Annotated in this window: 14 protein-coding genes; 9 read left to right on the forward strand and 5 right to left on the reverse strand. The window is 61.0% G+C overall.

Features of this window, described 5'->3' with window-relative positions:
- Positions 1-38: 38 nt before the first annotated feature.
- The 5 genes from mnmC2 to ABI_RS15965 all read left to right on the forward strand — a co-directional run bounded on the left by mnmC2 (position 39) and on the right by ABI_RS15965 (position 3,522).
- Positions 39-1,730 (forward strand): tRNA (5-methylaminomethyl-2-thiouridine)(34)-methyltransferase MnmC2, encoded by a 1,692-nt coding sequence (mnmC2, locus tag ABI_RS15945; protein ID WP_040309506.1) that lies wholly within the window; start codon positions 39-41, stop codon positions 1,728-1,730.
- A 77-nt stretch (positions 1,731-1,807) separates the two neighbouring features.
- On the forward strand, positions 1,808-2,260 hold the full coding sequence (locus ABI_RS15950; RefSeq protein ID WP_040309507.1) for a DUF6491 family protein: 453 nt from the start codon (positions 1,808-1,810) through the stop codon (positions 2,258-2,260).
- Between the two features lie 26 nt (positions 2,261-2,286).
- Complete coding sequence (locus tag ABI_RS15955) at positions 2,287-2,703, forward strand: DUF6491 family protein (protein ID WP_245531373.1); 417 nt, start codon at positions 2,287-2,289, stop codon at positions 2,701-2,703.
- Positions 2,704-2,707: 4 nt separating this feature from the next.
- Positions 2,708-3,121, forward strand: a complete 414-nt coding sequence (locus ABI_RS15960; RefSeq protein ID WP_006274072.1) for a hypothetical protein — start codon at positions 2,708-2,710, stop codon at positions 3,119-3,121.
- 11 nt (positions 3,122-3,132) lie between these two features.
- Positions 3,133-3,522 (forward strand): DUF6491 family protein, encoded by a 390-nt coding sequence (locus ABI_RS15965; protein WP_006274073.1) that lies wholly within the window; start codon positions 3,133-3,135, stop codon positions 3,520-3,522.
- On the opposite strand, the gene lepA is transcribed toward ABI_RS15965, so the two are convergent.
- Positions 3,523-5,325, reverse strand: coding sequence for a translation elongation factor 4 (gene lepA / locus ABI_RS15970; RefSeq protein ID WP_006274074.1), 1,803 nt, complete (start codon positions 5,323-5,325; stop codon positions 3,523-3,525).
- A gap of 111 nt (positions 5,326-5,436) precedes the next feature.
- Positions 5,437-5,997: a fasciclin domain-containing protein gene (locus ABI_RS15975; protein ID WP_006274075.1), complete on the reverse strand. Its 561-nt coding sequence runs from the start codon at positions 5,995-5,997 to the stop codon at positions 5,437-5,439.
- Between the two features lie 158 nt (positions 5,998-6,155).
- Here ABI_RS15975 and ABI_RS15980 point away from each other — a divergent pair, with 158 nt between their 5' ends.
- From ABI_RS15980 to ABI_RS15995, 4 genes are all read left to right on the forward strand, one after another.
- The gene (locus tag ABI_RS15980) at positions 6,156-7,589 is read left to right on the forward strand and encodes a S41 family peptidase (protein ID WP_006274076.1); all 1,434 of its coding nucleotides are present in this window, start codon (positions 6,156-6,158) and stop codon (positions 7,587-7,589) included.
- A 114-nt stretch (positions 7,590-7,703) separates the two neighbouring features.
- On the forward strand, positions 7,704-8,174 hold the full coding sequence (locus ABI_RS15985; protein ID WP_157138961.1) for a TonB family protein: 471 nt from the start codon (positions 7,704-7,706) through the stop codon (positions 8,172-8,174).
- A gap of 92 nt (positions 8,175-8,266) precedes the next feature.
- Positions 8,267-10,738, forward strand: a complete 2,472-nt coding sequence (locus ABI_RS15990; protein ID WP_006274079.1) for a cellulase N-terminal Ig-like domain-containing protein — start codon at positions 8,267-8,269, stop codon at positions 10,736-10,738.
- 98 nt (positions 10,739-10,836) lie between these two features.
- Complete coding sequence (locus ABI_RS15995) at positions 10,837-11,331, forward strand: hypothetical protein (RefSeq protein ID WP_006274080.1); 495 nt, start codon at positions 10,837-10,839, stop codon at positions 11,329-11,331.
- On the opposite strand, the gene ABI_RS16000 is transcribed toward ABI_RS15995, so the two are convergent.
- From ABI_RS16000 to ABI_RS16005, 3 genes are all read right to left on the reverse strand, one after another.
- Positions 11,332-11,871 carry a fasciclin domain-containing protein gene (locus ABI_RS16000; RefSeq protein ID WP_006274081.1) on the reverse strand — a complete coding sequence of 180 codons (540 nt, stop codon included), beginning with the start codon at positions 11,869-11,871 and terminating at the stop codon, positions 11,332-11,334.
- A 67-nt stretch (positions 11,872-11,938) separates the two neighbouring features.
- Entirely contained in the window at positions 11,939-12,070 is a 132-nt protein-coding gene (locus ABI_RS26480; protein WP_006274082.1) for a hypothetical protein, read from the reverse strand.
- A 281-nt stretch (positions 12,071-12,351) separates the two neighbouring features.
- Positions 12,352-13,581, reverse strand: a complete 1,230-nt coding sequence (locus ABI_RS16005; protein WP_006274083.1) for an SGNH/GDSL hydrolase family protein — start codon at positions 13,579-13,581, stop codon at positions 12,352-12,354.
- Between the last annotated feature and the right edge of the window lie 324 nt (positions 13,582-13,905).

The following is a 13,905-nucleotide window of genomic DNA, read 5'->3' on the forward strand; positions in this document are numbered from 1 at the left end:
GACCCGCGATGAGTCAAGGTCATCGAGGGTTGGTATAAGTGGAAAATTCCGACGTCTATTTCGCGGAAGATGGCACGCCGCGTTCGACGCGCTTCGGCGACATCTATTATTCCCCTCAGGACGGCCTGGCCGAAAGCCGCGCCGTCTTCCTGGAGGGTTGCCATCTGGCGCAGGCCTGGACCACGCCCGGTGATTTTACGATTCTTGAACTGGGTTTCGGAACGGGGCTGAACATTGCCGCCGCTCTGGATTTGTGGACGCAATCCGGATGCCCCGGAAACCTGCATATTTTTACCGTTGAAGCTTTCGTGATGGCGCGTGATCAGGCGGCCACGGCGCTGGCCAACTGGCCCGAGTTGGCGGAGTTCGCGCAGGCGATCGCCGAGCAGTGGCCGGTCAAACGGCGCGGTTTCCATCATATGGATTTTCCACAGTGGCGGGTCAGCGTAACCGTGGCCCTGATGGAGGTCGAGGCTGCGCTGGACTCCTGGACCGGACAGGCGGACGGTGTCTTTCTCGATGGTTTTTCGCCGGCACTCAATCCCGACATGTGGTCGTCGGCGGTGTTTCAGCGCATTGCAGCCCGTGTCCGTCCGGGGGCGCGTCTGGCGACCTTTACGGTGGCGGGGCATGTGCGTCGTGGATTGCAGGACGCAGGTTTCGGGGTTGCCAAATGTCCCGGCTTCGGGCGCAAGCGCGAGCGCCTGGAAGCGGTTTTCGATGGCGAAACGACGCAACGCCAGCGGCCACAGCGGATCGCCATCGCCGGCGCGGGCATAGCCGGTGCCTGTCTGGCCTGGCAAGCCAGGCTTTTCGGCGTTCAGGCCGATATCTATGATCCGGCGCCGGGTAGTGGCGCTTCGGGCAATCCGGCAGCCTTGGTTACCCCCCGTCTTGACGCCGGCGACAATACCATTTCCGCCCTGTTTTCGGATGCCTTTGCCTATGCCACCGCCTTTTACCGCCGGGTGGCGCCTGAGGCGGTGATCGGGGAGGGCGTGTGGCAATGCGCCCTCGACTCACGGGACCTGGCGCGGTTCGAACGCATTTCGCAGCAGGCTGGCTTTGTTGCTGGTGACCTGGCGCTTTTTGCGCCGGGCGACGTCGTCACCTATCCGGGCCTGCATCTGAAACCGGCGCTCTATATCTCGCCCGCAGACCTGCTTGACCGTTTGTTGGCGGGGCAGGCGGTGATCCGGCAGTCTATCCCTGAGAATTTGAGCGGGTACGACGCGGTCGTTCTCGCCTGTGGCGATGGCATCCTCGATCGCGCCATCGGCCTGCCGTTACGGCCGGTGCGCGGCCAGATCGAAATCGCCGCCGAAGTGACGTGCGACCGGGCTCTGGCCTGTGGCGGCTATGCTGTGCCAGCACGGGCGGGGCTGTTGTTCGGCGCCACCCATGACCGGGACGACCGGGGCCGTGACGTCCGTCAGGTGTCGCGCGAGGCCAATCTCGCCAATCTGGCCAAGGTAATGCCGCATCAGGCCGAAACCCTGGTCGGAGGCCTGATGTCGCGGGCGTCGGTTCGCGTCACCACACGCGACCAGTTGCCTGTCGCGGGCGAGGTGTCACCGGGACTGTATGTTTTGACCGGGTTGGGATCGCGCGGTTTCTGCCTGGCGCCGTTGCTGGCCAAGGCGATTCTGGCTGACATGACCGGCCTTGCCCCGCCGCTCAGTGCCGCGACGCACAGATTGTTGCGTCCAACGCGGTTCGCTCGCGATTAAGCAGCGTATAACGAAGGTGTTCATCCACCGTTCAGGCTGGCGGGCGTAGCGTCGCATCATTATCAAGGGGTACTGACATGAAACGCGCACTTCTTGTGTCGGCCTGCGGGGCCATGCTGGGCCTGGCCGCTATCTCTGCCGTCAGCGTCTCCTACGCCGGCTCGGCACGTCCTGACGGCGACAGCCGCGAGCTGACACGTAGCCGCAGTAAATGCTTCGATCCCGACTTTGTCCGCAGTTTCGATACCGTCAATAACCACAAAATTGTCGTTACGTCAGACCGCAACGAAGCGTTCGAACTGACCCTGGGCGGGGTGTGCATCGGCCTGGACACCAGCTTCCAGATCGGCATTCGCTCGCGTCATGGTTTCAGCGATATTTGCGGGCCGTTCGACGGCGATATCGTCTGGAGTGACGGCCTGCGCGGACTCCAATCCTGCCCAATCACCGACATGCGCCGCCTGGAGGGTGAGGAAGCCGCTGAATATGTCCGCGGCGGCCGCTCTGGCCGCAATGACGAACGCAAATAAACACAGAGAGGACGTTTTCGATGAATATGCGCAAAGCCCTCGGTTTCTCGGTCGCCGGTCTGGCTGCCGGCATTCTGACCGTCAGCCTGGTGACGACGACCCAGGCCGAAGAAAAAGACGACCGTGAAGCCCGCAGCGAGCGGGTCACGCCGCGTTGCCTCGACGGGCGCCACGTGGGGCGCACACACGTCGTCGATCAAAACACGCTCCTAGTCTACGACCGCTTCGACAATCCTTACAAGCTCGATATCGGCGGTGCGTGCCGCAGCATGAACGACATGTCGGTGATTGGATTCGAGTTCAATGGATCGACCGAGATCTGTGGCGCCCATGACGCGATGTTGCTGCGCCAGGAGCCACCCAGCAGCTTCGTTACGCGCTGCATAATCAATGGAATTGTACCGCTCACACGCGAAGAAGCGGCCGAACTGGACAAGGGGTAATGTCATGAGATTTCCGAAACTGGTCAGCGTCGGCTGGGCTTTCCCGATGGTTCTGGGCGTTGCCGTGGTCGGCACCGCGTTTGCCTTTGCCGCCTCGCGCAGCCTGGCCAGCGATGGCAGTGACGAACGCCCGGCCGCGCGTTGCGTCTCGACTCCGCTGGAAACCACCGACATTATTGATCGCAAGACGCTTTATATCGAGGATCGGTCGGGCAATGCCGCCGTCCTGACGATGAGCAATGGCTGTTTGCAACGCGGTGAGCCGGTCGGGTTCGAATTCTACGGTTCGGGCCAGATTTGCAAGCCTATTGACGCCAATATCACGGGCTCCATCGCCAGTGCCGTGCCGTTGCGCTGCATGGTCAAGGAGGTCAAGCTGCTGACCCGCGAAGAGGCTAAGGCCTACCGCTCGCGTTAAGGAGAGTACGGATGACGCGCAATCTGATCATTGGCCTGGCCGGTGCGGGGGCGGCGCTTGCTGTGTTGACCAGCGTGAGCCTGGCGGGTGAAGACGGCCGCGGCGTCGCTGCCGGTCAATGCGTATCGCGGCCGCTGGACCAGACCAAGGTCATCGATGACAAGACCCTGTACATGGATGACCGAAGCGGGCGGGCCGTGTTGCTGCACATGTCGGGCGCCTGCCTGTTCGACCAGCACGAACCGGTCGGACTGGAATTCTACGGCGGCTCCACGCGCATCTGCGATCCGCTGGATGTCGATGTGACGGGCAGCGTGACCACCATGCCGACACGCTGCATCATTGCGTCCGTCGAGTCATTGACGCCCGAGCAGGCACAAGCCTACCGCAAGGCGCGGTGATCAGTCGTTGTCCATCTTCAGGGCGGCGATGAAGGCTTCCTGCGGGATGTCGACCTTGCCGAACTGCCGCATGCGCTTCTTGCCTTCCTTCTGCTTCTCCAGCAGCTTCTTCTTGCGCGTGGCGTCGCCGCCATAGCACTTGGCCGTAACGTCCTTGCGTAGCGCCCTGACGGTTTCGCGCGCGATAATCCGCCCGCCGATGGCGGCCTGGATCGGAATGACGAACATGTGCTGCGGGATCAAGTCCTTCATCTTTTCGCACATGCCACGGCCGCGCATCTCGGCCCGGTCGCGGTGGACCAGCATGCTGAGCGCGTCGACCGGTTCGGCATTGACCAGGATCGACATCTTCACCAGGTCGCCTTCGCGGTAGTCTTCGATGGTGTAGTCGAAGCTGGCATAGCCTTTCGACACCGACTTCAGCCGGTCGTAGAAGTCGAACACGACCTCATTCAGCGGCAGGTTATAGACCACCATGGCGCGGGTACCGACATAGGACAGGTCGACCTGAATGCCGCGGCGGTCCTGGCACAGTTTGATGATGGCGCCGAGGTAGTCGTCCGGGCAGAAGATGGTCGCCTTGATCCACGGTTCTTCGATGTGTTCGATATGGACCGGATCGGGCATGTCGGCCGGGTTGTGCAGGTCGATAACGTCGCCCTTGTTCATGTGGATCTTGTAGACCACCGACGGGGCGGTCGCGATCAGATCCAGATTGAATTCACGCGACAGGCGCTCCTGGATGATTTCCAGGTGCAGCAGCCCGAGGAATCCGCAGCGAAAGCCGAAGCCCAGGGCCGCGGAGGTTTCCATTTCAAAGCTGAAGCTGGCGTCATTGAGCCGTAGGCGGCCCATGGCGGCGCGCAAGTCTTCGAAATCGGCGGCATCGACCGGGAAGATACCGCAGAAGACCACCGGCTGAACTTCCTTGAAGCCCGTCAGCGCCTTTTCGGTCGGCTTGCGTTCGTCGGTAATGGTGTCGCCGACGGCGGCGTCGGAGACTTCCTTGATCTGGGCGGTGAAGAAGCCGATTTCGCCGGGCCCCAGGCTGGCGGCGTCGGTCGCTTTCGGGAAGAAGACCCCCAGCTTGTCGATCTTGTAGGTGGCGCCAGCGTTCATCAGCTTGACCTGCTGGCCGGGCTTCATGACGCCGTCGAAGATCCGCACCAGAACGACGACGCCGAGATAGGCGTCGTACCAGGCGTCGACCAGCAGTGCTTTCAGCGGTGCGGTCGCATCGCCCTTGGGGGGCGGCAAGCGTTTGACGATGGCTTCCAAAACGTCTTCGATACCGAGGCCGGACTTGGCCGAGGCCAGGACCGCTTCGGACGCGTCGATGCCGATGACATCCTCGATCTGCGCGCGGACTCTCTCGGGCTCGGCAGCCGGCAGGTCGATCTTGTTGAGGACGGGGACGATTTCGTGATTGTTGTCGATGGCCTGATAGACATTGGCCAAAGTCTGGGCTTCGACGCCTTGCGAGGCGTCAACGACCAGGATCGAGCCTTCGCAGGCCGCCAGCGACCGCGATACTTCGTAGGCGAAGTCGACGTGGCCGGGCGTGTCCATCAGGTTCAGGATATAGGTCTTGCCGTCGTGGGCCTTGTAGTTGAGGCGGACGGTCTGGGCCTTGATGGTGATGCCGCGTTCGCGCTCGATGTCCATATTGTCGAGCACCTGTTCCTTCATCTCACGCGCGGTGAGGCCGCCGGTGTATTGAATCAGGCGGTCGGACAGGGTGGACTTGCCGTGGTCGATGTGGGCGACGATGGAAAAGTTGCGGATAAGCGAAAGATCAGTCATGCGCTGCGCGATAGCATGATGCGGCTGGAGAGGGAAGGCCGGGCGGGATACCGACGGCAAAAAGCCCGAAACCTTTCGGTTTCGGGCCGGAATGCTTGTCGTAATCAAGGCTTACTTGGGCAACACGACCTTGTCGATGACGTGGATGATGCCGTTCTTTTGCTTCAGATCGGTCGCCGTTACCGTTGCCACGCCGCCGGATTCGTCCGTCAGCTTGACAGAGCCGTGCACCAGCGTGGCGGTCAGCGTGTCGCCGCTGACGGTTTTGAAGGCGTAGCTGCCGCCATGAGCGTGAATCGCGGCGATCAGGTCAGCCGCCTTCACCTTGCCGGCAACAACGTGGTAGGTCAGCACCTTGGTCAGGGTCGCCTTGTTCTCAGGCTTTAGAAGGGTATCCACCGTTCCGGCGGGCAGGGCTGCGAAGGCTGCGTTTGTCGGTGCGAAGACGGTGAAGGGACCGTCGCTGGAGAGGGTTTCGACAAGGCCCGCGGCTTTCACGGCCGCGACGAGAGTGCTAAAGTCGGGGTTGGCCGCGGCGGCTTCAACAATCGTCGTCTTGGCCATGGCGTGGCCGCCATCGTTGTGGCTGCCTGCCATCGCGGGCATGGACAGGGCGCAGGCCCCGAACATAAGGGCAGCGGTCATCGTCCGCAGAACATTGCGGTTGGTCATGGGTCGTCTCCGTTGGAAGTCTAGGGCTTGAAGGGGAGTTCAGAAGCGCTTCTGGTCATGTTTACGCCGATACGAGCGACTTGGATCGCCTGGACCAAAATGCGTTTCAATCCGGATTGCCGACGGCGTCGTAAGCGTAGGTCACAGGAGAATAATCTATGGATCGGCGTTCACTTCTTATCGGCGCGGCTGCGGCGGCAGCGTCACCGGCGTGGGCGGCAGACCCCGTGGCACTGGGCGCCGATCTGCCCCTGTTGCGGCGGATTTGTGAGACCTTGCATCCGGGCCTTTACCGCTATCAGACGCCGCAGGGCTGGGCGCAGGCCTGTGATGATTTGGTGGCGGCCCTGCGCCGTCCTGCCGACGTGGCACAGCAGTACCTGGCGCTTTCGCGTCTGGCCGGCCGGGTTAAATGCGGGCACACCTATGCCAACTTCTTCAATCAGTCCAAGGCGATACGGCGTCGTGTTATCGAGCCAGCCAACAAACTGCCTTTCCATTTTGTCTGGCTGGGCGACCGGATGGTCGTTACGGGCAATCCGCGGGGCGTCGACGGCATCACGCGCGGCATGGAAATTCTGACCATAGACGGGGTGGCGGTTAGCCGTATTCGCCGGGCCATGCTGCCTCTGATGCGGGCCGACGGCAACAATGACGCCAAACGGTATGCCCTTATGAACGTGCAAGGCGTCGATCGGATCGAAACCTTCGATGTGTATTACCCGTTGTTGTTCCCGTCCGATCGGCCCGCGTTTCAACTCGGTATCGCAGGGCGCGGGCAGGTGTCGGTCGACAAGATCGATCTGGTGACCCGCCAGAAAACCATGTCCACCGGATACGATGAAACCCGGCCGGACTACTGGAGCCTGACCTGGCCGAAGCCCGATATCGCGGTCCTCACCATGCCGGGCTGGGCACTGTACGACGTCACCTGGGATTGGCGGGCGCGGCTTGATGGCATGTTTGAGGATATGGCCACCAAGGGCGCGCGCGGGCTTATTGTCGACATCCGCGAGAATGAAGGGGGCATCGATTGCGGCCATGAGATCATCGCCCGGCTGATCGATACGCCGTTGCCGCTGGATTCCGACTATGAGCGCCGGGTACGGTTCCGGACCACGCCAGCCGACCTAAATCCGTATCTCGATACCTGGGACCGGTCTTTCGAGCGGCTGGGAGAGGGGGCGGACGACCTTGGCGATGGCTTTTTCCGGCTCAAGGCCGACGAGGAAGGTGTCGCCGTCATTTCACCCAAGGGGCCACGGTTCAAAGGCAAGGTTGTGGTCATGTCGTCAGCGCAGAACAGTTCGGCGACCTTCCAGTTTATCTCTCTGGTCAAGCAGCATGGCCTGGCGCGGGTCTACGGCCAGCCGACCGGCGGTAACCAGCGCGGCATCAACGGCGGCGCCTTCTTCTTTGTGCGCCTGCCCAATAGCGGCCTGGAGATCGACCTGCCGCTGATCGGGACATTTCCCAAGACGCCAAGACCGGATGCAGGGCTTGAACCGGATGTGTTCGTAGAGCCGTCGGTGCAGGACATTGCTTCCGGTCGGGATGCGGTTTTGGAGCGGGCGATTACCGATTTGGCATAAGCGTTGGACGATAAGGGCCGCTATCGAGCGGAAAGCACTGTGGGCGCCTTGCCAGATTGGTCCTTGCACCAAGAATGAACCTGAGCGATGTTCAGGTTCTACACGGGAGGGGCAATGAGATTTTTATCTATCTGTTGCGCGGCAAGTCTGTTGATAGCGCAATCGGTGTTCGCCCAAACGCCCGCGGCATCACAGGGCGTGCCGATACTTATACCTAAACCCGTAGCCGGATACCCGGTGAAAGAGGGAAGCGATCCCCAACAAGGTTCTCAGTCCGGCAAATACGATCCGGCGTTCTATATCGGTGGCGATTGGCTTCTTCCCGATATCAAGGTCGCTGCAATGTACTATCCCAAATTAGCTCTAGAGGGGGGCATCGAAGGGCAGGTAAGTCTTGATTGTTCCATTGGTTTGGATGGAACCGTGACCAATTGCGACATTTTGGACGAAATTCCCAAAGGATATGGGTTCGGTGACGCAACTGCGCGATTGTTTGTTGAGCACTTTCGCATCAACCCTGGATCAGTGGTCGGCGGAATAAAATACCAAGCGCGGAAAAAAATCATCTATCGGTGGGCTTTGTAATTTCAATGCCGGCTAGAAGCGTACAATGCACTGGTCACACCAATCCTGTCGTGGTAGCGGTATCACAATAAGAAAATACAGGAGAGGATTCCATGCGTATTCCGGTGCTGATGTCAGCGCTGTGCGCGCTCGTGTGCGCCGCGCCCGCGATTGCTGGGCCGCTCAAACTGAACGACAAGGGTTATTTCGAGACCCGCGGCGTCAATGTCATGGTGTTCTCGAACTGGTACGACGGGCTGTTTTCCGACGCCAAGATATCCGGTGTCGAGATCATCCACCAGGGGGTGCGCACCGCTACCAATGGCGATGTCCGGCTGATGCCGACGCCGGGCCAGTGGGACGAGATCGGCCAGATGTCCGACCGCAAGTTCGATCCCGCCACCGGTATTATCGAAACCACGCTGACCTATCCGGCCTATGACTTCACCTATGTCATGCGGGCCGTGCCGAAGGGCGAGGGCGTCGAGATCACCATCAACCTCGATAAGCCCCTGCCGGCGGCGCTGGAGGGGCGGGCCGGGTTCAATCTCGAATTCCTGCCCGCCGCCTATTTTCGCAAGAGCTATATGGCCGACAATAAAGCGGGAAGTTTCCCGCTGTATCCGTCCGGGCCGATGAAAACGCTGGCCGACGGCAAGACGGAACCCTTGCCGCTTGCCAGTGGTCGCAGCTTCGTCCTGGCGCCGGAAGACGCCACGCGCCGGGTGACGGTGACCAGCGCTGACCCGATCAACCTGTATGATGGTCGTAACCAGGCTCAGAACGGATGGTATGTGCTGCGCGGGCTGATCCCGGCCGGCAAGACCGGTGCGGTTATCTCCTGGACGGTGACGCCGAACAGCGACCCCAACTGGGTGCGGCCGGCCATGATCGCCCATTCACAACTCGGCTATGCGCCCCAGGGCCGAAAGGTGGCGGTGATCGAGTTGGATCGCAACGACACCTCGCCGGCCTCCGCGCGGTTGCTCGAGGTCTCGGCTGATGGCGCCACGACGCCGGTCCTGACGGCAGACGCCAAGCCGTGGGGTCAGTATCTGCGCTACGACTACCGCACCTTCGATTTCTCGTCGGTGACCAAGCCGGGCCTCTATATGATCGAATATGGCAGCCAGCGCACCGCCACCTTCCGCATCGATCCGGCCATCTATGCCGAGGCCTGGCAGCCAACCCTGGAAGTGTTCATGCCGGTCCAGATGGACCATATGTTCGTCAACGAAGCCTATCGCGTCTGGCACGGTGATCCGCACCGCGATGACGCTTTGCAGGCGCCGCTGAACCAGGACCATATCGACCTCTATGCCTCCAAGGACACGACGGACACCCGGTTCAAGCCGTTCGAGCATATTCCGGGGTTGAATGTCGGCGGCTGGCTGGATGCCGGCGACTTCGATATTCGCACCCAGACCAATTACGGCGTTGTCCGAAATCTGGTCGAAACCTGGGAACTGTTCGGCATCGATCGTGACCAGACGACGATTGACCAGGACCGGCGCTATGTTGACATCCATGTGCCGGACGGTCAGGCCGATATGCTGCAGCAGATCCGTCACGGTGCCATTCAACTGATCGCACAGTTCGACTCTGTCGGCCATGCCATCAATGGCATTGTCGAGCCCGATGTGGCGCAATACACCCATCTGGGCGACGCGGTCACCAAGACCGACGGCCTGATCTACGACCCCTCGCTGAAGGCCGGTGAAGTGGTCGGCAACCGTTCCGGCACGCGCGACGACCGCTGGGCCTTTACCAATAAGTCGTCGTCGCTGAACTATGGTTCTATCGCCGCCCTGGCCGCGTCGTCGCGGGCCCTGCGCGGGTTTGATGACCCTCTGGCCGACAAGGCTCTGGGCATCGCCACGCGGGTCTGGGACGAGGAGCAGAGCCATCCGCCGATCATCTTCCAGCACGGCAACACCACCGGTGGCCCGATCCTCAATGAGGAACTGACGGCCGCGGTCGAACTGCTGATTACCACCAAGGACCCGAAATACGCCAAACGCATCGAAGCGCTGTGGCCGCAGGTGGAGAAGGCGTTTCCGCCCAATGCCGATCTGATCGCCAAGGTCATTCCCTATATGCCCAAGGGCTTCAAGGCCAGGGTACGGCCGGCGGTGATCGCCTATGCCGCCGAGGTCAAGAAGATGTCGACCGCCAATCCGTTCGGCGTGCCTATCACCGAAGCCGGCTGGGCTGGATCGGGGCGGGTGATCGACTTCGGACTGACCAATGCCTGGCTGAACAGCCAGTTCCCCGACGTGATCGGCACCGAATCGGTGTTCGCCGCGCTGGAGTTCCTGCACGGCACGCATCCGGGTTCGAACGTTTCGTTCGTGTCGGGTATCGGCACGGTGTCGAAAGAGGTCGCCTATGGCGCCAACCGGGCCGATTTCAGCTTTATTGCCGGCGGGGTGGTGCCGGGCGTGCTGATCCTCAAGCCGGACTTCCCGGAAAACAAGGAGGACTGGCCGTTCCTGTGGGGCGAAAACGAGTACGTTATCAGCCAGGCGCCGATCTATATTCAATTGGTGCATCGGGCGCGGGCGTTGAGCGAAGGCGTCAAATAACACCCCTTCCGTTTTCCGATTTTTGTCATATAATTAGAATTTCAAAAATCAGAATTCCCCGCCGCGTCATGGCGGGGCAAAATCGGGGAGTCACTATCATGCTGAATCGCAGATCCTGCCTGGCCGGATTGACCGGAGCTTCCATGGCCGTTCTGGGCTTTGCCGCCCGTGCAGCGGATCCGCTGCTGGTCTATGCTGATGGCCTGCAATCAGGCTGGTGGATCGGCGGCTGGGCCAAAAACACGCCACAGTTTCCGCTCGAAGACCAGAAGCCGGTGCAGGTTAATATGGAGGCGTGGAACGTCTTAACCTTCCAGACGGGAACGCCTGTCGACACGACGGCGTATCAGACCCTGACGATCGTTGTTCATGGCGGAGACGAGGGTAAACAGGAGTTCCAACTGTCGGCCAAGCTTGGCGAAAAGGTGGTGTCGCAGGAATTGACCATCAAGTGTCAGAAGGGCCAGTGGGGCCGGGTGGATGTGCCGCTACGCCGCATGAAGATCAAGGGACCGATCGACACCCTGTTCCTGCAGAACAAGTCGGCGGACAAGATGGCGCCGTTTTACGTCAACTACGTTCTCTTTCAATAGTCAGTTTGTGGGTATCAAAACGGCGTCGACCACATGGACGACGCCGTTTTCCTGTTTGACGTCGGGCGTGGTGACGCGTGCCTGAATGCCGCTATCGCTTGTGATCAGCAAGTCACCCTTCGCGCCGATGGTGGCGGTCAGGGGGCAACCGCCCATGGTGTCAAGGCGATAGCTGCCACCATGATCGACCACCAGTTTCTGTAGCTGTTCAACCGACGTCAGGCCGGCAACCATGCTGCAGTCGAAGACCTTCTGCAGGCGCGCTTTGTCGCTCAGCAGGGATGGGTCGGCCAGCGCGTCGAAGGCCGCGTCGGTCGGGGCGAACAGCGTAAAGGGTCCCTTACCGGCAAGGTCGCCGACAACCCCAGCGGTCTTGACGGCCGCGACCAGTTTGCTGTGATCGCCTGACGCCGACAGGTTGGCCATCATGGTTTTGGACGGGTACATCTGGGCGCCGCCGACCTGGGGGTTCTGGACTGTGCCTTGCGTGGCGCAAGCTCCCAAAAAGGCGCAGGCGGTGATGGTGAGGAAAGCTTTCATACCTTACGTCACCACGCCGCGTCCTTTGGGCGCCATATCGATGTGCCGCCGGAATATCAAAAAGCCGTCAGTCGTGCTGGTTGTGGGCCGGGTTCTGGTTGTTTTGGGCGGGACCGCTCATACCAGACATGGTGTTGCAGGCGACAAGGGTAAGGGCTGCGGCAACAAAGGCGACGGTGGTGATAATCTTGCGATGCATGGTGACATCCTCCGGGTTCGGCCGACCGGTATGGCCAAGCCTCCGAAGGGTTACGTCTGGAGATGCGGTCGGGATGCTGGTTTGACGATGTCTTTACAGAAACAGGGAGGGTTAGGCACGTTGTCTTAACCTGACGCGAGCGGCATTGGCGTTGGACTATAAGAAGACCCCTCCGTCTCGACGCGCTTGCCGATGGCCTACGGCCCGGCTGCGCTTGCTCGCCACCTCCCCATCTTCGATAGGGAGGAGAAGAAAAGTAAAGCCTTTGGGCGCGAACGGGACTATTTGAACAGCTCCAGTGGGACCGCGTCGGCCATGGCCTTGTAGCCCGCCTCCGAAGGGTGCAGATGGTCGCCGCTGTCGTAGGCCGGAAGTAACCGGTCAGGCTGGGCCGGGTCGCGCATGGCGGCGTCGAAGTCGATCACCGCGTCGAAGTTGCCTGGCGTCCGGATCCAGGCATTGATCGCCTGCCGGTCGGCCTCGCTGACCGGTTCCGGGTGATAATAGGTGTTGCCGCTATAGGGCATGATGGTGGCGCCATAGACCTTGATGCCCTGGCTGCGCGCCTTGTGGACAAGCTGTGCATAACCTGAAGTCACCTGGGCCACCAGTTCGGCATGAGCCACCGGCGTCGCGGGTGCGTCGCGGGTCAAGGTGCCCAGGTCGTTCACGCCTTCCAGAAGGATCACGTAGCCGACATTGGGTGGTGAGAGGACTTCGCGGTCGAAGCGCGCCAGGGCGTTGGGACCCAGTCCGTCCAGCAGCATGCGGTTGCCGCCGATGCCACCATTGAGCACCGGCAGGGGCCGGCCGGCGGCGGCCAGACGCTTCATCAGGCCGTCGCCCCAGCGGGTGTTGCGGTTGTCCTTGACGCCATAGCCGTCGGTAATGGAGTCCCCGAAAGCGACGATGGCTTTGGTCTTGGGCTTGGCGGCGACCTCGAGGCCGGAAATCAGGTACCAGCGCTGGAAGACCGTGGCATCGGTCAGTTCGGCGTCGTCGACGCGGTTACCCTTGACCAGATAAGATGGCGTGCGTGCGCCGGGGTGGCCGGTCTGGACCGTCGGCGGGGTGGCGATGTGGAAGCTGATCGCGGTGTCACTCAGGCCCGGAAGGTCGATGGATATAAGATCGGACAGGTAGTCGGCCCCTGCCGGGATGGTGACCTTGTCTCGGCCGGCGAACAAAACCTTGGCTGCGGTAGTGGTATCGATGGACGCTGTGTCCGGCGTCGCGATGCGGGCAATGCGTACTGAATCCACCGTCAGGGGTTCCTTGCCGTAGATATTCGACAGGCGCAGGCGATAGGCCTTGCCGGGGTAGGTCACCCGCACGATCTGGCGCAGGGTGGCGTCGGTCAGTTGCTCCGGTGTCAGGGCGTTGTTGCCTTCGGCAATCATTTGGGACGAGCCCCAGGCCGCGACCCAATGTTCCTTGTCTTTCGCCAGAACGGGCGGCGCTAAAACCAGGCAGGCAGCAAGAGCGAAAGCGGAAAAACGCAGATGGCGCATGGCAGTCCCTGTGACATTATCGTTGGAATTGGTCTGACCTTAAAATGTGTCGCCATGCGTGACAAGTGGAAGACGCGCTCAAAGTGGGAAACGCGTTCTTCTCCTCACTACGAAGTGGGGCTGTCGGATTCACACATCCCAGAGTCCTTGTCCTCCAAGTCGTAGCATGAAGGTTGACTCTAAAAAAAGTTAGGAAAATAAATAACTTATACCTCCCCGTTATACGTGGAGCGGGGCGGCCCGTGGCGCGGATCATTTGCTGGAAGCAAATGAGACGGTGGGGGATTTGGCCCGCCGGTGTTTCCTCTGGAACGGCCACGAATT

It is taken from the genome of Asticcacaulis biprosthecium C19 (genome assembly GCF_000204015.1).
In the GTDB taxonomy this organism is placed as follows: domain Bacteria; phylum Pseudomonadota; class Alphaproteobacteria; order Caulobacterales; family Caulobacteraceae; genus Asticcacaulis; species Asticcacaulis biprosthecius.